We start from the raw sequence: 24,534 nt of genomic DNA, 5'->3' as shown, positions 1-24,534 counted from the left end.
TTGCTATAACTGATCATTAAGTCAAATTACAAACTCGCTTTAAACTCTGCAAATGCGATTTTAACGCGTTTAATCGACACCGGATAACTAGTCCCTAATTGTTGCGCAAATAACGATACTCGCAACTCTTCCAACATCCAACGCAATTTTAATAACTCACTTTGCTGCGCAAGTGTTAATCGTGGCATCTTTGTTAACTGCACATACTTTTCCAATAACGGTTGCACTTCAACTAAATGACCACGATCACGGATAGGATCAACCTTTAGCTTATTCAATCTATGTTCTATCGCAGCAATGTAACGTTGTACATCTGCTAATTTCTTAACACCGGTATTGGTCACAAAACCACTGTAAATAAGCTTTCCTAGTTGCGCTTTGATATCACCATTCGCCACGATCATATCAAGAGAAACTTTACCTTTAATCTGCTTATGCACTTGATGCGCAGCAGTGAGTATCTTCTCAACCTGCTTGGCTATTTCAACCGTTTCATCAGCAATATTGGCACGAACCAATTCTTTTAATACTTCAAAGCTGTCAGCATCACTCGGTGCAGGCTGTTTTTCGATTATGTTATCAACAGCACAAGAAATACAATCGTGGATCAAGTCAGTTATTTTACCAAACGGGTTAAAATACAGTCCGAGTTTCGCTTTGTTTGGTAGTTTCTGTTCAAGGTATTTAATCGGTGACGGTACATTAAGTAAAATCAAACGACGCAAACCAGCTTTTGCAGCGACAGCAGCATCTTCTTGATGATCGAACAACTTAATTTCAACCGAATTTTTGTTATCAACTAATGCCGGATAAGCTTTAATTTCATAACCACCATGTTTTTGCTTGAATTCAGTGGGTAAGTTACCGAAATCCCAAGTAATAAGGTCCTTTTTCTCAATGCCTTTATCGGCTACTTTGACTAACGTTTCTTGGATATTACCTTGTAGCTTTTGCTTTAACGCACCGAGATCATCACCAACACAAATTTGTTTTAGATTTTCATCTACAATCTTGAAATGCATTTTAAGGTGCGTTGGTAGCGTTAAGAGCTCCCATACATCTTGATCTAAACGGACACCCGTCATGCGCAATAACTGTTTATTCAGACTTGCGGCTAATTCACCTTGGCTAGGCTCCATATTCTCCAGTGCTGCTCCAGCATAATTTGGTGCTGGTACAAAATTACGACGTAGTGTTTTTGGCAACGCCTTAATCATGGTAATGATTAATTCTTCACGTAAAGCAGGGATCAGCCAATCAAAGCCTTGTTCATTCACTTGATTGAGGATCGCTAATGGAATAATCACCGTGATACCATCTTCAACGGTACCCGGTTCAAAATTGTATTCCAATTTAAATTTAAAGCTGTTTTGACTCCAAAATTCTGGATAGCTATGTGCAGTAATCGCTTCGGCATTATGCTTCATCAAACGAGCTTGGGTGAGCGTTAATAAATCCGGTGTTTGCTTGCTCTCTTTCTTCCACCAGCTATCAAAGTGACGACCAGAGCAAACGTGTTCAGGAATAAGATCAGCGTAAAAACCAAATAAATCATCGTCACTAACCAAAATATCACGACGACGAGATTTATGTTCTAATGCATGAATACGTTCTACTTCCGCCATATTGTGCTTAAAGAACGCATGTTTAGTATTAAACTCACCTTCAACTAACCCACTACGAATAAATATTTCACGGCATAATGCAGGGTCAATTTGACTGTAGTTCACCATGCGTTTAGCAACAATGACTAAACCATACAAGGTTACTTTTTCTGCAGCCACAACCGCAGCTCGGCGTTTTTCCCAATGCGGTTCACTGTAACTTGATTTGTTTAAATGTGTCGCAAGCGGTTCAATCCATTCCGGTTGGATCTTCGCCGCAATACGGCCAAATAAACGTGATGTTTCTACCAGTTCTGCAACCATCACCCATTTAGGCTGTTTCTTAAATAAGCCAGAACCTGGGAAGATATTAAATTTACTGTTACGCGCACCTAAATAATCTTGGTCTTTATCTTTAAAACCAATGTGGCTTAACATGCCTGATAATAAGGCTTTATGAATATTATCGCTGTTACTTACTTCACCCGCTTCATTCACTGCAACAGGGTTTACGGTAAAGCCTAACTCTTTCACTACTTGTGATAATTGACTGTAAATATCCTGCCATTCACGTACCCGCATATACGCAAGGTAATCTTTCTTACATAAACGACGGAACTGCGATGACGATAACTCATCTTGTTGTTGCTTGACGTAATTCCATAAATTAACAAAGGTAATAAAGTCTGATTCTTTATCATAAAAACGACGATGCTGTTCATCCGCCGCTTGCTGTTTTTCTATTGGTCGTTCACGCGGGTCTTGAATCGACAGCGCCGCAGTAATCACCATTACTTCATTCAAACAACCATTGGTATTTGCTTCCATGACCATACGCGCCAGACGTGGATCAATCGGCAACTTCGCCAATGCTACACCCACAGATGTGAGGCGTTTATTATGGTCAGCGTTACTGGTATCAATCGCACCTAGTTCTTCGAGCAGTTTTAGACCGTCGGTAATGTTACGGCTATCTGGCGGCTGTACAAAGGGGAAGTTAGCCACATCGCCTAACCCCAACGCATGCATTTTTAAAATAACCGAGGCGAGGTTAGTACGGGTAATTTCAGGATCCGTGAATTCGGGACGATTATTAAAATCTTCTTCACTATAGAGTCGAATACAAATACCAGCACTAACACGTCCACAGCGGCCCATACGCTGATTCGCGCTGGCTTGTGATATCGCTTCAATCGGCAGACGTTGCACTTTAGTTCGGAAACTATAACGGCTTATACGTGCAGTGCCCGGATCAATGACATATTTGATACCTGGTACCGTTAATGACGTTTCCGCTACGTTAGTCGATAACACAATACGACGCCCAACATGACTTTGGAAAATACGGTTTTGCTCCGCATTGGTCAACCGTGCATACAAAGGCAGCACTTCGGTATCTCGAAGTTTTAACTTGTTTAACGCATCCGCAGTATCACGGATCTCACGTTCACCGTTAAGGAATACCAGAATATCCCCGAGGCCTTCGCTCTGCAGCTCATCGACCGCATCAACAATGCCTTGGATTTGATCACGCTCATGCCCGTCTTCTTGTTCTGCTAACGCGTTATAACGCACTTCAACAGGATAAGTACGGCCAGATACTTCGATCATTGGCGCGTTATTAAAGTGTTTAGAAAAACGTTCTGGATCGATCGTCGCAGAGGTAATAATCACTTTTAAATCAGGGCGACGGTTAAGTAATTGTTTTAAATAACCGAGGATAAAGTCAATATTTAAACTACGTTCATGGGCTTCATCAATAATGATCACATCATATTTACTTAAAAAGCGATCTTGTTGGATCTCCGCCAGTAAAATACCGTCCGTCATCAATTTAATGTAACTGTTTTTACTGACATTATCGTTAAAACGGATCTTATAACCAACATGCTCACCAAGCTCTGAATCGAGCTCTTCAGCAATACGGTTCGCCACCGTACGTGCGGCAAGTCGTCTTGGCTGCGTATGACCGATCATGCCATCAATGCCTAAGCCAAGCTCAAGGCATATTTTAGGGATCTGAGTGGTTTTACCTGAGCCCGTTTCACCCGCAATAATAACCACTTGGTTATTTAAAATAGCGTTAGCGATATCGTCACGTTTTTGACTAATAGGCAGAGATTCAGGATATGAAACAACCGGTAAATTATCAATACGCGACTGACGCAGATTCGAAGATACAACAATATCTAGCTGTATCTTTTCAACTGTTTTTTGTTGTTTTTCAGAAGGTAATTTTTGTGCAGCTTGCAAACGACGTTTAAAACGAAAACGATCGAAATGCATACAATTAGATAATTCAGCGGTCAGGGATTTGAAGATACTCTGCATAATAGTTAGAAAGCGCCCATTAACTCTAGTTTAAAAGCGAAATACTATGCCAGTCCCTCTATAATTTCAAATGATTATTGAATTTCAAATGAAAAGCACTTTAGTCACATCACTATAACCCCAATTGGTAATCGTTATGGCACATTTTTTAGGCTATTAGTTCGACACTAAGCAAATATAAATTTAATTACATGTGGAACAAATTATTTACACTATTTGACATTACAATACCTTTCAACCATTAAAGCACCACTAAGTAAGTAGTATCTATATGACTTTACAAGCTGTCACGGTTTATTTACAGACACAATGCCGATTAACTAATTTACATATGCTTATTCACATGTCTTAGCTGCTTGATTTTAAACAAATTTATATTCGATCTCAGTCACATCAAAAGTAGTCGAAAGAAAATAGAATCACCTTGATTTCGTTCGAACGAACATCACACCCTATTAAATGGTTATTTAAACCCATCAACACATTGAAACTCGAGGTTATAAATGTTTGGAATTTTCAAACCCAAAGAGCACATTGCTCGTTTACCCGCAGATCAAATTGACGCCACCTATAAGCAATTAAGATGGCAGTTATTCTTTGGTATTTTCTTTGGCTATGCAGGTTATTATCTAGTTCGTAAAAATTTCAGTTTGGCAATGCCATACTTGATTGAACAAGGTTTTAGCCGTGGCGAACTTGGTGTTGCTCTCTCTGCAGTATCTATCTCTTACGGACTCTCTAAATTTTTAATGGGCAGTGTCTCTGATCGCTCTAACCCACGCTATTTCTTAACCGCTGGGTTATTAATGTCTGCCGTGATCATGTTTACTTTTGGCTATATGCCTTGGGCAACCAGCAGTATTACTGCAATGTTCGTTTTACTGTTTTTAAATGGTTGGTTCCAAGGTATGGGCTGGCCTGCCTGTGGCAGAACCATGGTTCACTGGTGGTCTAAAAAAGAACGAGGTGAATTAGTTTCCGTTTGGAATGTTGCGCATAACGTCGGGGGCGGTTTAATCGGCCCTATGTTCTTACTTGGCTTATGGGCATTTAATGACGATTGGCATGCCGCATTTTATGTGCCCGCTTTCTTTGCTGTCATTGTTGCCTTCTTTGTCTGGGTCACAGTGCGTGATACCCCTCAATCTTGTGGGTTACCATCCATCGAAGAATATAAAGATGATTACCCGGATGACTATAATGAAGAACATGAGCAAGAAATGACGGCAAAAGAAATTTTCTTCAAGTATGTCCTTAATAATAAATTGTTATGGTCTATCGCGGTTGCTAACGCCTTTGTTTATTTGATCCGTTATGGTGTTTTAGATTGGGCTCCAGTCTATCTAAAAGAGGCAAAAGGTTTCACCGTAGACAGCTCTTCTTGGGCTTATTTCTTGTATGAATGGGCGGGTATTCCTGGCACCTTACTTTGTGGTTGGATCTCAGATAAATTATTTAAAGGACGTCGTGCGCCAGCGGGAATACTGTTTATGGCACTCGTGACTATTGCGGTACTGGTGTACTGGTTTAACCCACCAGGAAACCCGGCCATTGATATGGCCGCACTCATTGCGATTGGATTCCTGATTTATGGTCCGGTTATGTTAATTGGTCTATACGCGCTTGAGCTTGTACCTAAAAAAGCAGCCGGTACAGCGGCAGGCCTAACCGGTTTATTCGGTTACCTCGGCGGTGCGGTAGCAGCAAACGCATTACTGGGTTATACCGTGGATCATTTCGGTTGGGATGGCGGTTTCATGCTCCTAGTCGCCTCTTGCTTCATGGCGATGATTTGTTTAACTTACGCGTATGTCGGTGAAAAACGATTCCACGAGAACAAAGCAAACGATGCAGCTATTGTATAGTTAGTACATATTGTTGGTAAATAGTTTAAAGGCTACAAATTTTGTAGCCTTTTTTGACATTGAAATTAACTAAATATTAGCGGCATTTTTATAACAAGCTTGTTGTTGTTTATCCATTGCTTTGAGTACATCTCGACGAGAAATGATCCCCACTAATAAACCCTCTTCGTCAATCACTGGATATACCTTAGGTTTAACACCTAACATTTGCTGTGCTAATTCAATAATACCGTCTTCAGCCCGAACCGTGAGTACATCCGCTCTCATCAGATCTTCAACAATCGCGACCTCTTCACAGTAATAACTCGATTCCAGTAACGATGCTAAGCAATCCTGCTCAGATATCCAGCCAATAAGCGTATCACTATCATCCACCACAGGAGCACCGATATGACCTGATTTTAGTAATCGGTCTACAGCGGTGGCCACAGGCATATCTGCGGTTAACTTAATTGGCCGTAACTGCATATAATCCGATACCTTTAAAGAATTCATTCCCTCACCCCTTTAATACGCTGATCTATTTAAAATAATACATAGCTATTACTTCTTTTAAGGATAGGTTATATGGTTATTTCTACAATCAAGACCTTAAAATGGCTAAAATTACTTTGTGTCCAGCATTGACAAGCTGAAAAGTAAAAAAACAAAACATAATTAAAAAACAAATAACCCCATAAAAACCAAAATTATCAGCATATAAAGCCAGTTTATTTAAATTAAATAGCATTAAAATCCTACGCAATTGCATATAACAGGATTACACCGCCCTCGACACTTATAATTACAACGGTTAATGAAATTATGTTCTTGAAGACGATCGCATAATTGTCATAGTATCGAAGGATAAGAAAGTATAAATATCTCGCTTGATGGGAAGGGAAGCAATGAAAAAGACAATGTATGAAAAAATTTGGGATTCACACTTAGTACACGAACCTAAGAATGGCACCCCGCTACTCTACATCGATCGTCACTTGATGCATGAAGTAACAAGTCCACAAGCATTTGAAGGCTTAAGAGTTCAACACCGTCCGATCCGTAATCGTCATAGTATTTTGGCAACAATGGATCACTGTGTACCGACTGTTGACCGTCATTTACCAATTAAAGATCCAATTGCCGCGAAGCAGATTGATACGATGGCAAATAACTGTAGTGAACACGATCTGCTTATTTACGATATGCAGAGCGTTAATAACGGCGTTATTCATATTGTAGTACCTGAACATGGTTTCATTCATCCAGGTATGACAGCAGTGTGTGGTGATTCACATACAGCAACACACGGTGCATTCGGTGCGTTAGCATTCGGTATCGGAACTTCTGAAGTTGAACATGTCATGGCAACTCAGACCCTACAACAACAAAAATCAAAAACCATGCTAATAAGCGTAGAAGGTACATTATCAAAATATTCAACAGCAAAAGACATTGCCCTTGCTGTTATCGGTAAAATTGGTACTGCTGGCGGTACTGGTCATGTCATCGAATTTGCAGGTTCTGCCATCCGTGACCTGACCATGGAAGGTCGTATGACCTTATGTAATATGGCGATTGAAGGTGGCGCTCGTGCCGGCCTTATTGCACCCGATGAAACGACATATGCTTACCTTAAAGGTAAAGAATTCGCACCCAAAGGTGAGCACTGGGCTGCTGCACTCGCATACTGGAAATCACTACCAACTGATGACGGTGCTATATTTGATACTATCGTCGAGCTTAAAGCGGAAGAAATTGCACCACAAGTTACTTGGGGTACATCACCAGAGCAAGTTGTAGCAGTTAACGAAACGGTACCTTCACCAAGTGATTTTAGTGATGAAATTAAAGCGTCGGCATGTAAAGGTGCCCTTGCTTACATGGACATTGAAGCTGGTGCCGCAATCACTGATATTAATATTGATCTTGTGTTCGTTGGTTCTTGTACTAACGGTCGTATTGAAGATTTCCGTGCCATTGCTGAATTAACAGCGGGTAAAAAGGTAAATGCTTCAGTACAAGCTATCGCAGTTCCTGGTTCATACCTTGTTAAAGAACAAGCGGAAAAAGAAGGTCTCGATAAGATCTTAGTTGCTGCGGGTTGGGAATGGCGTGATCCAGGTTGCTCTATGTGTTTAGCAATGAATGGTGATCAACTAGGTGAAGGTCAACGTAGTGCATCTACGTCAAACCGTAACTTCGAAGGTCGTCAAGGTAAAGGTGGACGTACTCATCTAGTATCTCCAGCAATGGCTGCAGCGGCAGCGATTGAAGGCCATTTTGTTGACATCCGTAACTGGGCATAAAATTTAGCACATTAGTGATCAAGGAATTACAATGAAAGCATATAAAAATCATACTAGTGTTGCTGCATTAATGAATCGTAGTAACGTAGATACCGACCAAATCATTCCAAAACAGTTCTTGAAAAAAGTAGAACGTACCGGCTTTGGCATTCACTTATTTCATGACTGGCGTTTTCTTGATGATGGTTCAGAAAATCCTAAATTTGAATTAAACAAGCCGGCATTCAAAGGGGCTAAAATTTTAGTTGCAGGCGATAACTTTGGTTGTGGTTCATCACGTGAACATGCGCCGTGGGCAATTGAAGATTTTGGTTTCAATACCATTATTTCAACTAGCTATGCTGATATTTTTTACTCAAACTGCTTTAAAAACGGTATTTTACCAATCCGTGTAAGCAAAGCAGAACTCGCCGCGTTAATGGCTGAAATTGAGGCAAATGAAGGTATCAAGTTTACTGTTGACCTACCTGCACAAACGGTAACAACACCGGGTGGTATTGTTATCAATATTGAGGTTGACCCATTCCGTAAGCAAAGCCTTATTGAAGGCGCTGATGATATCTCATGGACATTAAAGCATGAAGCTAAAATCACTGAATTCGAAGCTAAAAATAAGCAGCAGTTTCCATGGTTATGGACGGAAGCAAGCTAACTTTCGGTAAATCACAGAATACACTAATATTCGGTTTAAAAGCGGATAGTCATCTTCTATCCGCTCTTTCCCTACAATGTGAATGTTAAATAAATTGCTACATGAAAAGATCACAGCATAAAACCTCATCTATACCGAATATCGCAATGCCATGATAAATACAGAGCAATACCACCATTAACAAATATCAATCCTAAATAATGTTTATTCACATTTGGATTAGGCTATACTTTATCTATATATCGATAAATCAATATTTGACAATACAAAGACCCACAAAACAACTCTAATCAATCCGCATTCACTGACGCACGCACACTTATTATTAAAATATAATATTGCCACCACCATTATAAAATAATAAAACGCTTATAAAACCGCAATTTAATTGCGCAATTTTAAAATCAAAGTCTAAATTTAAACTAGCAATGAGAAATAGTTCAGACTTGTAGATGCTAATGTTTGCGGATGCAAGTAATTACATTTGGGGGTTACTAATGGGTATTTTTGAACATTATCAGCAAAGATACGACGAAAGTCGTGAAGAAGAATATACAATTCAAGAATTCTTGAATTTATGTCGTGACGACAAAAGCGTATATGCATCTGCCGCTGAACGATTATTAAACGCCATCGGTGAACCTGAAATGGTTGATACCGCGACCGATTCTCGCCTAAGCCGATTATTTTCCAACCGAGTTGTAGCACGCTACCCCGCTTTTGAAGACTTCTACGGTATGGAAGACGCTATCGAGCAGATTGTTGCGTATCTAAAACACTCAGCGCAAGGTTTAGAAGAAAAGAAACAAATTTTATATTTACTCGGTCCTGTCGGTGGTGGTAAATCATCGCTAGCCGAAAAATTAAAAGACTTAATGCAGAATATCCCCATTTACCGCATCAAAGGCTCTCCCGTAAACGACCATCCATTTAGCTTGTTTGATGTCAATGAAGATGCCAATATCTTACGTAATGAATACGGTATCCCAACCCGCTGTCTTGGTCATGTGATGTCTCCCTGGGCGGCTAAACGTTTAAAAGAATTTAATGGTGATATCAGCAAGTTTAAAGTAGAAAAAGTACACCCATCTATACTTCACCAGATTGCCATTGCTAAAACAGAACCTGGGGATGAAAATAACCAAGATATTTCATCGTTAGTCGGTAAAGTTGATATTCGTCAGTTAGAACATTTCTCACAAGATGATCCGGATGCTTACAGCTATTCAGGGGCATTATGTAAATCAAATCAAGGTATTATGGAGTTCGTAGAGATGTTTAAAGCACCGATTAAAGTGCTTCACCCCCTACTTACAGCAACGCAAGAAGGTAATTATAACAGTACTGAAGGTCTATCCGCGCTGCCTTTCGAAGGTATTATTCTTGCTCACTCTAATGAATCAGAGTGGCTAACATTCCGTAATAACAAAAATAACGAAGCCTTTTTAGATCGGGTATACATAGTTAAAGTACCTTACTGTTTACGTATTAGTGAAGAGCAGTCTATTTATCGTAAATTACTCGAAAACAGTGCATTACATAACGCAAAATGTGCACCAGGGACTCTCGATGTGCTCGCTCAATTCACCGTGTTATCTCGACTTAAAGACCCTGAAAACTCATCAATCTACTCGAAAATGCGCGTTTACGATGGCGAGACCTTAAAAGATACCGATCCGAAAGCCAAGTCATATCAAGAATACCGGGATTACGCAGGTGTAGACGAAGGTATGTCAGGTCTTTCAACCCGTTTTGCTTATAAGATTTTATCCAAAGTATTCAACTTTGATCACGTGGAAGTCGCCGCTAACCCTGTACACCTTTTCTATGTACTCGAACAGCAAATTGAACGTGAACAATTCCCGCAAGATATTGCAGATCGATATTTAGAGTTCTTAAAAGGTTATTTAATCCCGAAATATGTAGAGTTTATCGGCAAAGAAATTCAAACAGCTTACTTAGAATCTTATTCTGAATATGGCCAAAACATTTTCGACCGCTATGTGATATATGCAGACTTTTGGATCCAAGACCAGGAATATCGAGACCCTGAAACAGGCCAATTATTTGATCGAGTAGCATTAAATAATGATCTAGAAAAAATAGAAAAACCCGCAGGTATTAGCAACCCTAAAGACTTCCGTAACGAAATAGTTAACTTTGTACTCCGTGCCAGAGCCAATAACAATGGTAAAAACCCGTCTTGGGTTAGCTATGAAAAACTCCGTGTGGTGATCGAAAAGAAAATGTTTTCCAATACCGAAGAGTTGCTACCTGTTATTTCATTTAACGGCAAAACATCCACAGACGAACAGCAAAAACATGACAACTTTGTTGACCGCATGATGGAGAAGGGCTATACCAAAAAACAAGTGAGATTGTTGTCAGAATGGTATTTACGTGTACGTAAATCATCATAACGGTTTTCGTTTGAGGGGATGAAATGGCACACTTTATTGATCGCAGATTAAACGGAAAAAATAAAAGTACCGTTAATCGGCAACGCTTTATGCGTCGCCATAACTCACAAATAAAAAAGGCTGTATCTGATGCTGTCAATAATCGCAGTATCCAGGATATTACATCTGGAGAAAGTGTCAGCATTCCAACTCGCGACATCTCCGAGCCTATATTTCATCAAGGTAAAGGTGGTGAACGTACCATAGTACATCCAGGTAACGACCAATTTATAACTGGTGACAAAATCAATCGTCCACCACCCGGAAGCGGTTCTGGCGCTGGTGATGGAGAGGCCAGTGATAGCGGTGAAGGTAATGATGATTTTAATTTTCAGATTTCAAAAGACGAATATCTTGATTTGTTATTTGAAGACTTAGAATTGCCTAACTTACAAGAAAATCAACTGAACAGTATTGTTGAAATGAAAACCCATCGCGCTGGTTATACATCAAGTGGTAACCCAGGTAACATCGCGCTTGTGAAATCATTGAAAAATTCGTTAGCAAGGCGTACCGCTTTAACGGGTAGTAAAAAAAGAAAAATAAAAGCATTGCAACAGCAAATTGATGCGTTAACTAATCAGGGGGACATTGAAGGCCAGTTTGTTGACGAATTAAAAAATGAAATTGCAGCGCTTAAAGAACGGATCAGTAAAGTTCCGTTCATCGATACATTTGATTTACGCTATAACAATTTTGAGCAATATGCGGTACCGAATAGCCAAGCCGTCATGTTCTGTCTCATGGACGTATCAGGTTCGATGGACCAGCCAACCAAAGACATGGCTAAGCGTTTCTATATCTTACTGTATTTGTTTTTAACACGTACTTATAAAACGATTGAGGTGGTTTATATACGCCACCATACACAAGCAAAAGAAGTTGATGAACATGAATTCTTTTACTCGCAAGAGACAGGCGGCACGATTGTATCATCGGCATTAAAGTTGATGGATAAAATTGTCACCGATAAGTTTCCGGCTAACGAATGGAATATTTACGCTGCACAAGCTTCTGATGGCGATAATTGGGCTGATGATTCTCCTTTATGTCGTAAGATTTTACTTGATAAAATCATGCCGAAAGTGCGTTATTTCAGTTATATAGAAATAACGAGTCGTGCACATCAAACATTATGGCGAGAATATGAAAAAGTAGCGGAAGTATACTCACAATTTGCCTTACAACACATCCGCCAACTCGACGATATTTATCCTGTATTCCGTGAATTATTTAAGAAACAGGTCGCTTAGGGAGTCTATATGTTAAGAGATAAAGTGAAGCAGCTCGACGATGGTCCTGATTGGAACTTTCCATTACTTGAAGAATACCATGTCGAAATCAAACGTATTGCTGAATACTATCGACTTGATACTTACCCCAATCAAATTGAAGTCATCACCACCGAACAAATGATGGATGCTTATTCTTCTGTAGGGATGCCAATTGGTTATAACCATTGGAGCTTTGGTAAGAAATTTATTCAAACAGAGCAGAGCTATAAACATGGTCAAATGGGGTTAGCCTATGAAATTGTGATCAACTCAAATCCTTGTATCGCCTACCTCATGGAAGAAAATACCATCCCAATGCAGGCCTTAGTTATCGCGCATGCCTGCTATGGCCATAATTCTTTTTTTAAGAATAATTACCTCTTTAAAACATGGACTGATGCTGATTCCATTATTGATTATCTGGTATTTTCAAAAAACTATATTGCTGATTGTGAACAAAAATATGGCATTGATGCCGTTGAAAATATCGTCGACGCTTGTCATGCATTAATGAATTATGGTGTTGATCGATATAAGCGTCCTAGTGAGCCGTCGTTAAGTGAAGAAAAGCGCCGTCAGCAAGAGCGTACTGATTATTTACAAACTCAGGTGAATGAATTGTGGCGTACCCTGCCCCAATTCAATCAAAAAGAAGAACCTGTTGAGCCTAACTATCCCGCCGAACCACAAGAGAACATTCTTTATTTTGTTGAGAAAAACGCACCGCTGTTAGAATCCTGGCAACGAGAAATCATTCGTATTGTCCGTAAAATAAGCCAGTATTTTTATCCACAAAAACAAACGCAAATAATGAATGAAGGCTGGGCAACATTTTGGCATTATACGATGACTAACCATATGTATGATGAAGGATTAGTGTCCGATAAGTTTATGTTAGAGATTTTACATAATCATACTAACGTTATCGCACAACCAGCCTATAACAGTCCTAATTATTCAGGTATTAACCCCTATGCTCTTGGTTTTTCGATGTTTATCGATATACGGCGTATATGTGAGCACCCAACCGAAGAAGACCAGGCTTGGTTCCCCGATATCGCGGGTAGTGATTGGTTAGAAACATTACATTTTGCAATGCAAAATTTTAAAGACGAGAGCTTTATCAGCCAATACTTATCACCAAAAGTAATGCGTGATATGCATTTATTTTCAATCGAAGATAACGAAAATAGTAAGTATCTAGAAGTGTCGGCAATTCATAATGAAGAGGGCTATCAACGTCTGCGGAATAAGTTATCTGCTCAGTATAATTTAAGTAATAACGAACCCAATATTCAGGTATTCAATGTCGATAAGAAAGGTGATCGCTCTTTAACGTTACGCTACGTACCTCATAAAGACATACCACTAGACAATAAATCAGCGCAAGAGGTGATGAAACACCTCCATCGATTATGGAGCTTTGACGTTCGCTTAGAACAAGTTTTAGCCAATGGTGACATAGAGATTATCAGCCAAAGTTCTAGCCAAAAATCATAAATTCGGTATAAAAAACCAGTCAATGACTGATTTTTTATACCTCTATATTAGACAACAATTATTTAATGCGTTGTTCGAAAGCCACGCAAATATCATCCCATGTTTCGTCACGATACTGCTGCCAAAGCAGACCTGAATTCATACCGTAATTACGCACAATATTCAAACAGTCATCCGCTCGATTTTCTACTGCAACCTTTTTTAGTTGTTTATAAAAATCTTGTGCCAATAAACGCGCTTCTGGGTAATCGAAATAAATTTTCCCAAGAATACGATACATATTATCAAAGCCGTTTAGAATTAACGCATACACCAAGTTACCCGATAAAAAGGCTAATTTGTGTAACATGTGATAATCATATTCAGTGTAAGCATCTTTGTCATCCGCTAATGTTTCAGCTTCAGTTAAAATTTCAGCCACTCTTTCAGGATCACGTTTGATCGCAGCACGGATGAAAATCACACTAATATTGGTTCGCGCTGACAATAAGTCACGCACCAATTCTGGTAAACGCTCTGGATCTAATCGCACTAAATCTTCTAAAATTGAAAGACTTGATGTTTCCCAAAAGTTATTTACTTGTGTTGGTTTTCCATGTCGAATAGTGAGCCAACCATCACGTGCTAAACGTTGTAGTACTTCACGTAGCGTCGTTCTGGTAACGCCAATAAGCTCAGAAAGTTCTCTTTCGGCGGGAAGGATTGACCCCGGAGGAAAGCGATTTTTCCAAATCGATTCAATCAGATATTCTTCGGCAAAGCCAGCTGGACTTTTAGCCTTAATAATACCGTCATTCCGACGCTTTCTATTTGTTGTTTTACTATCAGTAATATCCATTTAACTTCTCATTTGGAAATATAACAGGTTGTGTCCTTTAGGATCTTAGCACCTACAAGCAACTCCGACCAGATTTAAATTAGATACTATCACCAGAATAATTATTCTCCGATTTAAAAATTAACATAAATTTATTTGCAATAACAATAATCTATATCAATAAAAAGGATGGCGCACGTCACAAAATATGCTTAGAATATCCCAGTTTTATAATTCTTATACACAAATATTGGACAACCTCATGGATATAAGCCTTAGTACGGCGGCAAAAATGAACTTCTTAGGCAACTCACCTCAGTGGTATAAAATTGCAATCATTGCCTTCCTTATTATTAACCCTTTCATTTTTGCAATCGACCCATTTATAGCAGGTTGGTTATTAGTCGTTGAATTTATTTTCACCTTAGCAATGGCGCTTAAATGCTATCCGCTTCAACCCGGTGGCCTGCTTGCTATTGAAGCGGTCGTAATAGGGATGACATCTGCAGATCAAGTCCAGCATGAAATTGTGAATAACATTGAGGTATTATTGTTATTAATCTTCATGGTTGCAGGTATTTATTTCATGAAGTCGTTATTACTTTATGTATTTACCAAAATGCTTATTAATATCAAATCCAAAGTATTACTTGCACTTTCTTTTTCTCTTGTTTCAGCTTTTTTATCTGCATTTTTAGATGCATTAACCGTTATCGCGGTTGTAATTAGTGTCGCTATTGGTTTCTACAGCATTTATCACAAAGTTGCTTCAGGCCGTGATTTTAAACAAGATCATGACCATACTGATGATGGTTCTGTCCATGAACTTAAACGTCAAGACCTTGATGATTATCGCGCATTCCTACGTACTCTTATGATGCATGCTGGTGTAGGTACTGCACTCGGTGGGGTATGTACTATGGTTGGTGAGCCACAAAATCTAATTATTGCTGAACAAACAGGTTGGCATTTTCTAGAATTTGCACTACGTATGGCACCTGTAACGGTTCCTGTGTTCTTTTTTGGTCTGTTGACATGCGTCCTGGTCGAGAAATTCAAAGTATTTGGTTACGGTGCTGAATTACCCACTTCTGTACGCACTATTCTTGTCGATTTTGACAAGTATGAAGATGCAAACCGCAGCCAACGTGAACGTGTAAAACTTTATACGCAAGCAGCGATTGGTGTTTGGTTAATTATTGGCCTTGCATTCCATTTAGCGTCGGTTGGTTTAATTGGTTTATCTGTCATCATTCTAGCCACTGCATTTAATGGTATTACTGAAGAACACGCACTCGGTAAAGCATTCGAAGAGGCGCTACCTTTCACTGCATTACTTGCCGTATTCTTCACTATTGTCGCGGTTATTATTGAGCAGCAGTTATTCATACCGTTAATTAATGCCGTATTAGCAGCGTCACCCCATGATCAACTGCCGTTATTCTATTTGGCCAATGGTATTCTTTCTATGGTGAGTGATAACGTATTCGTTGGTACCGTTTATATTACTGAAGTTAAAGCGGCATTAGATAATGGTTCCATTACGCGTGACCAATTTGATTTACTTGCTGTGGCAATTAATACTGGTACTAACTTACCATCTGTGGCAACACCAAATGGTCAAGCGGCGTTCTTATTCTTATTAACGTCGGCTGTTGCACCGCTATTACGTTTATCTTATGGCCGTATGGTTATCATGGCACTACCATATACTATCGTAATGACACTTGTTGGTCTTGGCGCTATCATGTTCTTCTTAGAGCCAATGACAAATAGCATGCTTGATATGGGCTGGATCACTTCCCATGCTGATGCTGCTATTGACGCGATAAAATCGACAGGTCACTAAGTCATATATTCACGAATAAAACGCCGCTATTAGCGGCGTTTTCTATATGGCGGACCCAACATAAGCTTTTATTCTTACACACTTTTACACGTTGCAGCGCATATCTAGTCCGGCAATATGTTATAACAGCAGATAATCATTAAATTCATTTGAGATAATATATGTACCAGTTTATTTCTAATCTACCCAAACAACGCCTCCCTTGGGTGTTACTCGCCCTAACAGGCATGGGATTAGAAGCATCAGCCCTGTTCTTTCAATATGTTATGGAGCTGAGCCCTTGCGTATTATGCGTTTATGAACGTGTTGCTATGATGGGGATAATCATTGCAGGTTTAGTTGGTGCGATTACGCCTGCCAACCCAATCATGCGTTTTAGTGGTTTTGCATTATGGTTCATCAGTGCAGGTTACAGCTTAAGCCTGGCTATTGAGCATGTCGATATTCAACTAAATCCGTCACCATTTTCGACGTGTGACTTCTTCCCTAATTTCCCGACTTGGGCGCCACTGCATGAATGGGCACCTTGGTTGTTTAATCCAACCGGTTTTTGTGATGAAATTAGCTGGCAGTTTTTATCGTATACAATGCCACAGTGGTTGATTGTAACTTCTTCAATTTACTTAGCTGTTGCAGTTATCGTATGTAGTTGCCATATTACGGGCCTGATTAAGTCAGCGAAATAACAAGGAATAGATAATGAACAAACCAGAATTAACACAAATTCAACAAGATCAATTGGATGCAAAAGTATTACAACGTTTATTAGCGCATTTAGATGAGAACAAACAAGTTCAAAATATTGATTTAATGATCTTGGCTGATTTTTGCCGAAATTGCTTAGGTAAATGGTACAAATCAGCGGCCGATGAACTTGAACTAGACGTGACAGACGAGCAAGCAAGAGAACGCATCTACGGTATGACTTATGCCGAGTGGAAAGCCAACCACCAACTACCAGCAACTGAAGAACAACTTGCAGCATTCAATGCTAAGCCGAAAAAATAACGCTTAGCGATTAATTGAATACTAAAAGGGGAGAGTAAACTTAACGTTTACTCTCCCCTTTTCACAGATCCACTAACCATATTGGCAAAGGTATGCTGTTTCTTGCGCGACTTTAACTTGAAACTTACTGTCGCTAGGCACATTGAACTGCTCACCCGCATTAAATGTTTGCCACTCAGATTGTCCTGGCAGTAACACAGTTAACGCACCTGTAATCACAATCATCACCTCGGCTAAGGCTGTACCAAATTCATATTCACCGACAGCCATAACACCAACACTTGCTGCTTTATCCGCTTCTTGAAATCCAATTGAAGCAACTTGACCATCAAAATACTGATTTACCTTAAACATCTTAAATCCTTTTATATGGTTAATTTAATCTACAACTCAGATATCAGAATAACCGAAAATAAATTGGATTAACAGTACCCTAACTGACGAACCGATAATTCATGTAGATTAAAAGTAATAATAACCAGTCAACTGGATCATATTATCATCATTGAAGGTTTTATTTGCGTAATCGTCATCACTCACATTAAACCACCAGCCTTCTAGGCCAACAGAAAATTAACATGCCAAACAGGGTCTCCGACGTCTGGAATAATTAATTCAGGTGTACGTGAATGTCCGCCAAAATAGCTCACGCCAACATCAATATTCTTGACGATCTTGCTATAACGTAGTGCCATAGCGGCTTCACGATAACCAATCAATATCATCGCTTCCAGCAGTGCGTCTTTAATATTAATACCTAACCTAAACATAGGTTGACCGAGCTTATCTTCTCCGTTCGGTGATTCGTTATAATCAGTTTGATTAACAATATCGACCAAATAGTGGTTCTCCATCACCCCCAATGTACTTGATCAAAGCCAAAAGAAGCTTGCCATTTTTTAGTGACAACAGCTGCTTTAAACTCTCTAAAATCAAAATTTGTACGTTCATCATCTCGTTCATCAAAACGAATAAAAAAAACCATGCCTAGCAAGTATCGATACCTAGCACTCCATAACCAAACAGCATGACGGCAAGCCTAAACCAAACATTAAATAACAACACTATACATAATATTGGTATAATTAATGCCTAAGGTTATTTGTTAACATATTTGACAGGTAACGACGTAAAAATGACACAAAGGAATACACATGCGTTTTAAATTATGCAGCATTATATTGCTCGTTTTAAGTCCAATGAGCAGTTTTGCAAGCGGTTGGCTATTTGGCATGCATAATGACGTTATCTCAGATGAAGATGGTAACTATACCAATGCAGTGTTCATTAACTACACTGCTGAAGCACCAGCTTTAAATAATCAGTTTTGGCAAGCATTCACGGCCTTTGATCCTAACGCCCTTAAATATGCAGTGAATTATCAATTCGGTCAGCAAATGTGGACGCCCAGTGATATATCAGCCATTACCCCCCAAACCAATGAGCGCCCATACGCTGGTCTGTTGTTTGGTGAAGCAAGTGTATTAGGTTACAGCGCCGTGAGTTCTTATCGGCTGTCATTGTTAGTGGGCGGTGTCGGTGAGCAATCCAGAGCAGGTGACACCCAAAAATTCATTCATGATGCGATTGATGCCACCACGCCACAAGGTTGGGACTATCAAATTGAAGATGAGATTGTTTACCAAGTCACAGCAGAAGCAGATCAACTCATTGGTCGTCCTCTGATGCTTATTGGAGAGTCGGATCTATCCGTTTATCAACGTCTCGCGGTGGGTAATTATCAAAGTGAAGCGGCATTCGGGGCAACGGTGCGTTGGGGAGTGGATTTAGGCGCAAATTATAATAATCTCAGCCTACACCCGCACCGATTACAGGGCATGTTACTGGCACCAAATAGCTCAGGTATCATGCTTTATGCGACAGCAGAAATTCGTTATCGTTTTAATGATATAACCATTGAAGGTGAGACCCCCGTTGAAGTGCCTGACATTACCTTAAAAAATATACAAGCGACGGCTGCAGCGGGCTTACTTGCTTATTATCAAAATATTGGCATAAAATTTAGTGTCGTGGCAATGAGTCCTGACTATGAAGAAGACCCACACAAGGAATATATAGTAGGCAGTCTGGGGTTATTTTGGCAGTTTTAATAGATCCCATCACAAAATGGTTGAAATATGCCCGTTTGTTAAAATAGCTAAAAGTAGTTATCCGTTACTAATTAGCCGTGTTAGTATGCCCGCAAATTAGTCACCTTTCTGCTTTAAGATACATTTAAACATGCATGATTCTTCATTAACATATACTCGCCGTCCTAAAGGCATCCTTGCAATGTGCAGCTTGTATGCCTTTACTGGCGCAGCGATTACTGCATCAGTAATATTCTCACTGCTACTCTTTTTATCTATTCACGATAAATTTCTCATGCAAATTTTGTTCGGAAGTTTAGCCGTCATTTTTGAACTGGGTAAATTCTTTGCTTGGTACGAATTTGGTGAGCGAGTTGCACGCAAAGCGTTCCATGCCGCACTTGTAGCGCTAGGTTTCTATTGTATCCTGGCTATCATTTCGATAGGCGGCAGTATCGGTGGTATTAATAGCGCAACCAATGTCGCACAGCAATATGTCGATCAACGTGATAACAAGGTCAATGCAATCAACTTTCAAATTTCAGCGATCGACGATGAAATCGCGCTTAATAACAAAGCCGCAGATAAATACCTCGAATTACAAATGATTTCACTGGGTGTGACTCGGATCCAAAAAGAAAATCAAATTCTCCGTGCAAAACAAACACAACTTAGAATTAAGCGTGATAGCGTTCCGGTCTCTGAAAAAGGGTCGGTTATCAGTTTGATCGCAAGCCTAGCGAAAATTCTTAATACCACAACAGAAAATGCACAATCATGGTTAGTGATCTTCTTATCGGTATTACTTGATATTTTTGCTGCTTTCTTTGTCGGTTTGATTGGCGAAGAACTGCGTTTCCGCCATTCAATTAACCGTAAAAAACAGCAAGAAAAAGAACAAGAAAAAGCCGATAAGGCTGAACATTTACGCCTGTTAGCGACACAAAACCATATCGAAATTGACGCACCTGCTCAATTAGAAAATCAATCGTTATTAATTAAAAAACAAATGTCCGTAAAGTCTTCCACTATCTTACAAGCGGCGCAAGAACAAGATCTAAAATGCTCTAAAAAATACATTGCTGAAATACTGCAGTTGAGCATAGATGAAATAGACCGTGCTTTTGAAGAGTTTCTATTTTTCGATATTGTTGAAAGAAAGCGTAACAACCATTTACGCTGGATAACACCAGCAGATGTAGCTTAACACTGTATTAATATTTTTATCCTTGATAACATAGCACGGTAGAAAAATGCACCTCCCCATTATCGATTTATGAGTTAATCCGAATGATTGAACAACAATTACATATTGCCCTCGTTGAAGATGAAATCAATATCGCAAAGAATTATCGTGATGCATTACAACGAATTGGCTACCGGGTTTCACTCTTTCATAATCGTCAGGACGCACTAGCTGCCTTTGCCCTTGCATTGCCTGATATGGCGATTATTGATGTCGGTTTACAGGGTGAATACGAAGGTGGCTTTGATCTATGCCGTACATTACGTCAACTTTCAGAAACCCTACCGATTATATTTTTAACGGCGCGAAACAGTGAACTAGACGAGATTTCAGCGTTACGTCTTGGCGCTGATGATTACTTAACAAAAGACGTCAGTATTCATCAAGTTTTAGCACGTGTTGCGGCGCTTTTTCGCCGGATCCAAGCGTTAAAAAAACCACCGTCATTAGACGAACAAGTCATCACTCATGGTTCATTGCGGATCAATATCGAACGTATTGAGACTTACTGGCAAGATCAGCCCGTTATGCTCACGTTAACTGAATTTTGGATTGTACATACCCTTGCGAAATACCCAGGTCAGGTTAAAAATCGAGACCAACTTATGGATGCCGCACATGTGGTACTCGATAACAATACCATCACCACACACATCAAACGCATACGCAAAAAATTCAGTTACATAGATGCAGATTTCAACGCCATTAAAACAGCTTACGGGATGGGTTATCGCTGGGTTATTGAGTGACAATTCGCTTCAACTTAAAGATGCAACTCCTACTGGTTGCCAGCCTAATGTTATTACTGCCTTGGGCTGGTTGTCAGAGTGTCCGTATTTTAGAAACCAGTCTACGCCAAAGCAACAGCCAGTTACTAGATGTGCAAATGACAGCGGCAATACAACAATTTCAACACACACTAAACCAGTCACAACATTCCGTCTTTAATACTCACCAAGGTAACTATTACGCCCCGCTCACTGACAGTAAAATGTTATTGGACGGATTTGATGGTGAAGAAAGTGATTGGAAAAATATCACCACACCTTGGTTTCAACTTAACAACTATGATCACGTGGCCGATTTATCGGCAGAAGCAAAGCCAGACACAACAGTCAAATTTAAGTTGGCGATTAATGATAGATTACTCTATATCTTTATACAGACATCAGCGCTGACACCGCATTATTATAATCCAATGCAACCGCAGCGAGCAGCAGATCAGCTTAATATCCGCAGTATCAATAATACTGGTCTGGTTTCGCATTGGCAGATTAACCCACAAGGTTCTGGTCGCGTAGAAATAAAAAACACGAGTCAGGCCATGACCACTGGCCGAGATGCTGGCAGCTGGTTATGGCGCGATGGTCACTACAATATTGAAATTGCAATACCAATTGACTTAGCAAGTAATGCGATTGGCTTTGAGCTCATACTTAATGACGGCCAAATAAATCAACATTTTAAATCTAAGCCAACAACAACTTACGAGCGCAGTCTCGTGCGTGAAGAATTAGATTTAAACCACCAACTCGCTAACTATTCACAACCCGGACTAAGTTTGTATTTACTCAATAGTCAATATTGGTTAATTGGGCAACAAAATGCAGATCAGTGGATAGATGACGCAGATGATGATAGTGACCAAGCAGAGCCATCCTGGTTCACCAATGCAATTTACAACAAGTTATTTACCTCCAACGCATTACCTTATTGGCGAGAGCCTACCAGCCAAGGTCGCTGGATATCCCCACAACAATTAGAACAAACAACTTGGTACCAAGACTCACCAATTAATAAGCAACTACACAGTAAAGTTATTATCGCTAACGGCCAACAATTCTATCTAGTTGCGGTACAAGATTCACGACAAAGTTTACTGTCTGCCAGCGAAGCGTTAAACCAATTATTAATATTACTGTTTACTATCATCGCCGTGATTGTCACTGGCTTATTTACATTTGCATCGTCCTTGTCTTGGCGTATTGTTCAAATGAAGAAAAACTACCGTGCAGCAATCGATAACGACGGGAAAATAATGGCAGTGCCAGCTGCCAGCAGACTGCCTGATGAATTAGGTGATTTATCCCGAGTGATGCAACAACTGACGATTAATCAAGGTAAGTACACCGACTATCTGGCTACCTTGGCTGATAAGCTTTCTCACGAATTGAAAACACCGGTTGCCGTTATTCGCACATCGCTCGAAAACCTTGAACTATCGAACTTAGACCCGGAAGCAACAAAATACCTCACACGGGCAATGCAAGGTACCAATCGCCTAAGCCAAACATTAAACGCACTCAGTGAAGCCAATAAATTAGAACAAAGCTTTGAATATGCACAGTGGCAAGTGGTCCCCTTTGACGACATGTTAGAAGAGTTAACTGAGGCTTATCGACAAATTTATAGCAATCATCAATTTCAATTAGAATACGAACATGGTGATGATTACACGATAAATTTAGCGCCAGAACTTATCGTCCAATTACTCGATAAACTCATCAGTAATGCCGTTGATTATGCGCCCGTAGATCAACCGATTCGCTTTAAGCTAAATAAGATCAACACGCAACTACAACTCTCAGTCGAAAACCAAGGACCGCACTTTAGCAGTGATAATATCCCCCAACTGTTTGACTCTATGGTCTCCAATCGTCAGTTATCAGATACTCCACATCTTGGCTTAGGTTTACATATCGTCAAGTTAATCAGTGATTTCCATCATGGCAACATAAATGCGAGAAACTTGCCGGGTGATAAAGGCGTTATATTTGAGCTATTATTACCTATAGAACACAAATAACCGCATTTAGCGAGGAGGAACCTCATGTTAATACGGCCTATCGCAAAACGTAATGGCGTCACAGTGACGATTATTGCTGCCCTGTTCATTTTCAGCAGTATCATATCGTTGTTAACAACATCCGCAGACTCAGACAATTCCCTTTATTTCCCTCTGTCCGCAGGGGCGCTTATGATTGGTATATGCTTGTTAATTGTTGGGATCGTAAAAATTAATGACGTATATTACCGTTTCTCACTGACCAAAGAAGGACTGCATTATTTCACCTCACGAGGTGGTTTCACTATCCTCTGGCAAGATATACAACGCATCGATATACCTAAGATAAATGACGGATTAGAGTTAAAAGAATTACCTTACATCGGCATCCGCCTCAAGCAACGAGAGCACCTTATCAATAGCGCTTCCCTGCCTACTTTATCTCATATGTTATTAGAACAAAGAGCCCTTACCATGCTCACAGAACCAAGTTCAAATCTGTACGGCAATGCCGATAACATGCTTTTCCCAGATATAAAAATAACCCACAATTATCACGGACTACAGGCCATGTTTATTAACCGTATGCAGTATCTCCACAATACACTTGGTTATGATATTTACTTCCCCAACGACGATCTCGATCGGACCCCATCAGAATTTGTTCAATTATTACGCGAGTTTAAAACAGACTGCTCTAGATCATTATAAACAGTAATAATTATCAATTAGAGTTGCATTAAGTATATTTATATGGATAATACGA

Annotated in this window: 20 protein-coding genes; 14 read left to right on the top strand and 6 right to left on the bottom strand. The window is 39.8% G+C overall.

Translation table 11 applies throughout. From position 1 onward, the window contains the following. Window positions 1-26: 26 nt before the first annotated feature. Window positions 27-3,935, bottom strand: coding sequence for an ATP-dependent RNA helicase HrpA (gene hrpA / locus MORIYA_RS02040; RefSeq protein ID WP_112712284.1), 3,909 nt, complete (start codon window positions 3,933-3,935; stop codon window positions 27-29). 503 nt (window positions 3,936-4,438) lie between these two features. Here hrpA and glpT point away from each other — a divergent pair. Next, on the top strand, window positions 4,439-5,800 hold the full coding sequence (glpT, locus tag MORIYA_RS02035; protein ID WP_112712282.1) for a glycerol-3-phosphate transporter: 1,362 nt from the start codon (window positions 4,439-4,441) through the stop codon (window positions 5,798-5,800). A 69-nt stretch (window positions 5,801-5,869) separates the two neighbouring features. On the opposite strand, the gene MORIYA_RS02030 is transcribed toward glpT, so the two are convergent. Continuing rightward, the gene (locus MORIYA_RS02030) at window positions 5,870-6,295 is read right to left on the bottom strand and encodes a CBS domain-containing protein (RefSeq protein ID WP_112712280.1); all 426 of its coding nucleotides are present in this window, start codon (window positions 6,293-6,295) and stop codon (window positions 5,870-5,872) included. 392 nt (window positions 6,296-6,687) lie between these two features. Here MORIYA_RS02030 and leuC point away from each other — a divergent pair, with 392 nt between their 5' ends. The 5 genes from leuC to MORIYA_RS02005 all read left to right on the top strand — a co-directional run bounded on the left by leuC (window position 6,688) and on the right by MORIYA_RS02005 (window position 13,973). Next, window positions 6,688-8,088: a 3-isopropylmalate dehydratase large subunit gene (gene leuC / locus MORIYA_RS02025; protein WP_112712278.1), complete on the top strand. Its 1,401-nt coding sequence runs from the start codon at window positions 6,688-6,690 to the stop codon at window positions 8,086-8,088. A 31-nt stretch (window positions 8,089-8,119) separates the two neighbouring features. Next, entirely contained in the window at window positions 8,120-8,740 is a 621-nt protein-coding gene (leuD, locus tag MORIYA_RS02020; RefSeq protein WP_112712276.1) for a 3-isopropylmalate dehydratase small subunit, read from the top strand. Window positions 8,741-9,237: 497 nt separating this feature from the next. After that, window positions 9,238-11,160 carry a PrkA family serine protein kinase gene (locus tag MORIYA_RS02015; protein ID WP_112718376.1) on the top strand — a complete coding sequence of 641 codons (1,923 nt, stop codon included), beginning with the start codon at window positions 9,238-9,240 and terminating at the stop codon, window positions 11,158-11,160. 23 nt (window positions 11,161-11,183) lie between these two features. After that, window positions 11,184-12,452, top strand: coding sequence for a YeaH/YhbH family protein (locus MORIYA_RS02010; RefSeq protein WP_112712274.1), 1,269 nt, complete (start codon window positions 11,184-11,186; stop codon window positions 12,450-12,452). A gap of 9 nt (window positions 12,453-12,461) precedes the next feature. Next, window positions 12,462-13,973: a SpoVR family protein gene (locus MORIYA_RS02005; RefSeq protein ID WP_112712272.1), complete on the top strand. Its 1,512-nt coding sequence runs from the start codon at window positions 12,462-12,464 to the stop codon at window positions 13,971-13,973. Window positions 13,974-14,031: 58 nt separating this feature from the next. Here the strand turns inward: MORIYA_RS02005 and fadR are convergent, their stop codons facing one another. Next, complete coding sequence (fadR, locus tag MORIYA_RS02000; protein WP_112712270.1) at window positions 14,032-14,811, bottom strand: fatty acid metabolism transcriptional regulator FadR; 780 nt, start codon at window positions 14,809-14,811, stop codon at window positions 14,032-14,034. A 241-nt stretch (window positions 14,812-15,052) separates the two neighbouring features. Here fadR and nhaB point away from each other — a divergent pair, with 241 nt between their 5' ends. The 3 genes from nhaB (at window position 15,053) to MORIYA_RS01985 (ending at window position 17,647) form a co-directional block, all read left to right on the top strand. Next, window positions 15,053-16,639, top strand: a complete 1,587-nt coding sequence (gene nhaB / locus MORIYA_RS01995) for a sodium/proton antiporter NhaB (RefSeq protein ID WP_112712268.1) — start codon at window positions 15,053-15,055, stop codon at window positions 16,637-16,639. Window positions 16,640-16,800: 161 nt separating this feature from the next. Next, window positions 16,801-17,325, top strand: a complete 525-nt coding sequence (gene dsbB, locus MORIYA_RS01990; RefSeq protein WP_112712266.1) for a disulfide bond formation protein DsbB — start codon at window positions 16,801-16,803, stop codon at window positions 17,323-17,325. A 13-nt stretch (window positions 17,326-17,338) separates the two neighbouring features. Next, the gene (locus MORIYA_RS01985) at window positions 17,339-17,647 is read left to right on the top strand and encodes a DUF1244 domain-containing protein (protein WP_112712264.1); all 309 of its coding nucleotides are present in this window, start codon (window positions 17,339-17,341) and stop codon (window positions 17,645-17,647) included. Window positions 17,648-17,719: 72 nt separating this feature from the next. Here MORIYA_RS01985 and ppnP read toward each other — a convergent pair whose 3' ends face one another. The 3 genes from ppnP to MORIYA_RS21165 form a co-directional block, all read right to left on the bottom strand. After that, the gene (ppnP, locus tag MORIYA_RS01980; protein WP_112712262.1) at window positions 17,720-18,001 is read right to left on the bottom strand and encodes a pyrimidine/purine nucleoside phosphorylase; all 282 of its coding nucleotides are present in this window, start codon (window positions 17,999-18,001) and stop codon (window positions 17,720-17,722) included. Window positions 18,002-18,204: 203 nt separating this feature from the next. Then, complete coding sequence (locus MORIYA_RS21170) at window positions 18,205-18,486, bottom strand: hypothetical protein (RefSeq protein ID WP_232011469.1); 282 nt, start codon at window positions 18,484-18,486, stop codon at window positions 18,205-18,207. A 14-nt stretch (window positions 18,487-18,500) separates the two neighbouring features. Further along, window positions 18,501-18,641 (bottom strand): hypothetical protein, encoded by a 141-nt coding sequence (locus MORIYA_RS21165; RefSeq protein ID WP_232011468.1) that lies wholly within the window; start codon window positions 18,639-18,641, stop codon window positions 18,501-18,503. Window positions 18,642-18,801: 160 nt separating this feature from the next. Between MORIYA_RS21165 and MORIYA_RS01970 the strand changes: the two genes are divergently transcribed. The 5 genes from MORIYA_RS01970 to MORIYA_RS01950 all read left to right on the top strand — a co-directional run bounded on the left by MORIYA_RS01970 (window position 18,802) and on the right by MORIYA_RS01950 (window position 24,479). Further along, window positions 18,802-19,758: a lipid A deacylase LpxR family protein gene (locus MORIYA_RS01970; protein ID WP_112712260.1), complete on the top strand. Its 957-nt coding sequence runs from the start codon at window positions 18,802-18,804 to the stop codon at window positions 19,756-19,758. 130 nt (window positions 19,759-19,888) lie between these two features. Then, entirely contained in the window at window positions 19,889-20,944 is a 1,056-nt protein-coding gene (locus MORIYA_RS01965; RefSeq protein ID WP_112712258.1) for a Preprotein translocase subunit SecY, read from the top strand. Between the two features lie 83 nt (window positions 20,945-21,027). Next, on the top strand, window positions 21,028-21,732 hold the full coding sequence (gene pdsR, locus MORIYA_RS01960) for a proteobacterial dedicated sortase system response regulator (RefSeq protein ID WP_112712256.1): 705 nt from the start codon (window positions 21,028-21,030) through the stop codon (window positions 21,730-21,732). Then, entirely contained in the window at window positions 21,729-23,789 is a 2,061-nt protein-coding gene (locus tag MORIYA_RS01955) for an ATP-binding protein (RefSeq protein ID WP_112712254.1), read from the top strand. Before pdsR ends, MORIYA_RS01955 begins: the two co-directional genes overlap by 4 nt. 24 nt (window positions 23,790-23,813) lie before the next feature. Beyond that, window positions 23,814-24,479 (top strand): DUF2982 domain-containing protein, encoded by a 666-nt coding sequence (locus MORIYA_RS01950; protein WP_112712252.1) that lies wholly within the window; start codon window positions 23,814-23,816, stop codon window positions 24,477-24,479. The last annotated feature ends 55 nt before the right edge of the window (window positions 24,480-24,534 follow it).

The sequence above is a fragment of the Moritella yayanosii genome, from assembly GCF_900465055.1.
Taxonomy (GTDB): domain Bacteria; phylum Pseudomonadota; class Gammaproteobacteria; order Enterobacterales; family Moritellaceae; genus Moritella; species Moritella yayanosii.
This window is presented reverse-complemented; position numbering and strand designations above follow the sequence as displayed.

Excerpts from the sequence above, each read along its gene's own strand:
- hrpA (WP_112712284.1), bottom strand. The coding sequence starts at position 3,935 with ATGCAGAGTATCTTCAAATCCCTGACCGCTGAATTATCTAATTGTATG.
- glpT (WP_112712282.1), top strand. The coding sequence starts at position 4,439 with ATGTTTGGAATTTTCAAACCCAAAGAGCACATTGCTCGTTTACCCGCA.
- MORIYA_RS02030 (WP_112712280.1), bottom strand. The coding sequence starts at position 6,295 with ATGAATTCTTTAAAGGTATCGGATTATATGCAGTTACGGCCAATTAAG.
- leuC (WP_112712278.1), top strand. The coding sequence starts at position 6,688 with ATGAAAAAGACAATGTATGAAAAAATTTGGGATTCACACTTAGTACAC.
- leuD (WP_112712276.1), top strand. The coding sequence starts at position 8,120 with ATGAAAGCATATAAAAATCATACTAGTGTTGCTGCATTAATGAATCGT.
- MORIYA_RS02015 (WP_112718376.1), top strand. The coding sequence starts at position 9,238 with ATGGGTATTTTTGAACATTATCAGCAAAGATACGACGAAAGTCGTGAA.
- MORIYA_RS02010 (WP_112712274.1), top strand. The coding sequence starts at position 11,184 with ATGGCACACTTTATTGATCGCAGATTAAACGGAAAAAATAAAAGTACC.
- MORIYA_RS02005 (WP_112712272.1), top strand. The coding sequence starts at position 12,462 with ATGTTAAGAGATAAAGTGAAGCAGCTCGACGATGGTCCTGATTGGAAC.
- fadR (WP_112712270.1), bottom strand. The coding sequence starts at position 14,811 with ATGGATATTACTGATAGTAAAACAACAAATAGAAAGCGTCGGAATGAC.
- nhaB (WP_112712268.1), top strand. The coding sequence starts at position 15,053 with ATGGATATAAGCCTTAGTACGGCGGCAAAAATGAACTTCTTAGGCAAC.
- dsbB (WP_112712266.1), top strand. The coding sequence starts at position 16,801 with ATGTACCAGTTTATTTCTAATCTACCCAAACAACGCCTCCCTTGGGTG.
- MORIYA_RS01985 (WP_112712264.1), top strand. The coding sequence starts at position 17,339 with ATGAACAAACCAGAATTAACACAAATTCAACAAGATCAATTGGATGCA.
- ppnP (WP_112712262.1), bottom strand. The coding sequence starts at position 18,001 with ATGTTTAAGGTAAATCAGTATTTTGATGGTCAAGTTGCTTCAATTGGA.
- MORIYA_RS01970 (WP_112712260.1), top strand. The coding sequence starts at position 18,802 with ATGCGTTTTAAATTATGCAGCATTATATTGCTCGTTTTAAGTCCAATG.
- MORIYA_RS01965 (WP_112712258.1), top strand. The coding sequence starts at position 19,889 with ATGCATGATTCTTCATTAACATATACTCGCCGTCCTAAAGGCATCCTT.
- pdsR (WP_112712256.1), top strand. The coding sequence starts at position 21,028 with ATGATTGAACAACAATTACATATTGCCCTCGTTGAAGATGAAATCAAT.
- MORIYA_RS01950 (WP_112712252.1), top strand. The coding sequence starts at position 23,814 with ATGTTAATACGGCCTATCGCAAAACGTAATGGCGTCACAGTGACGATT.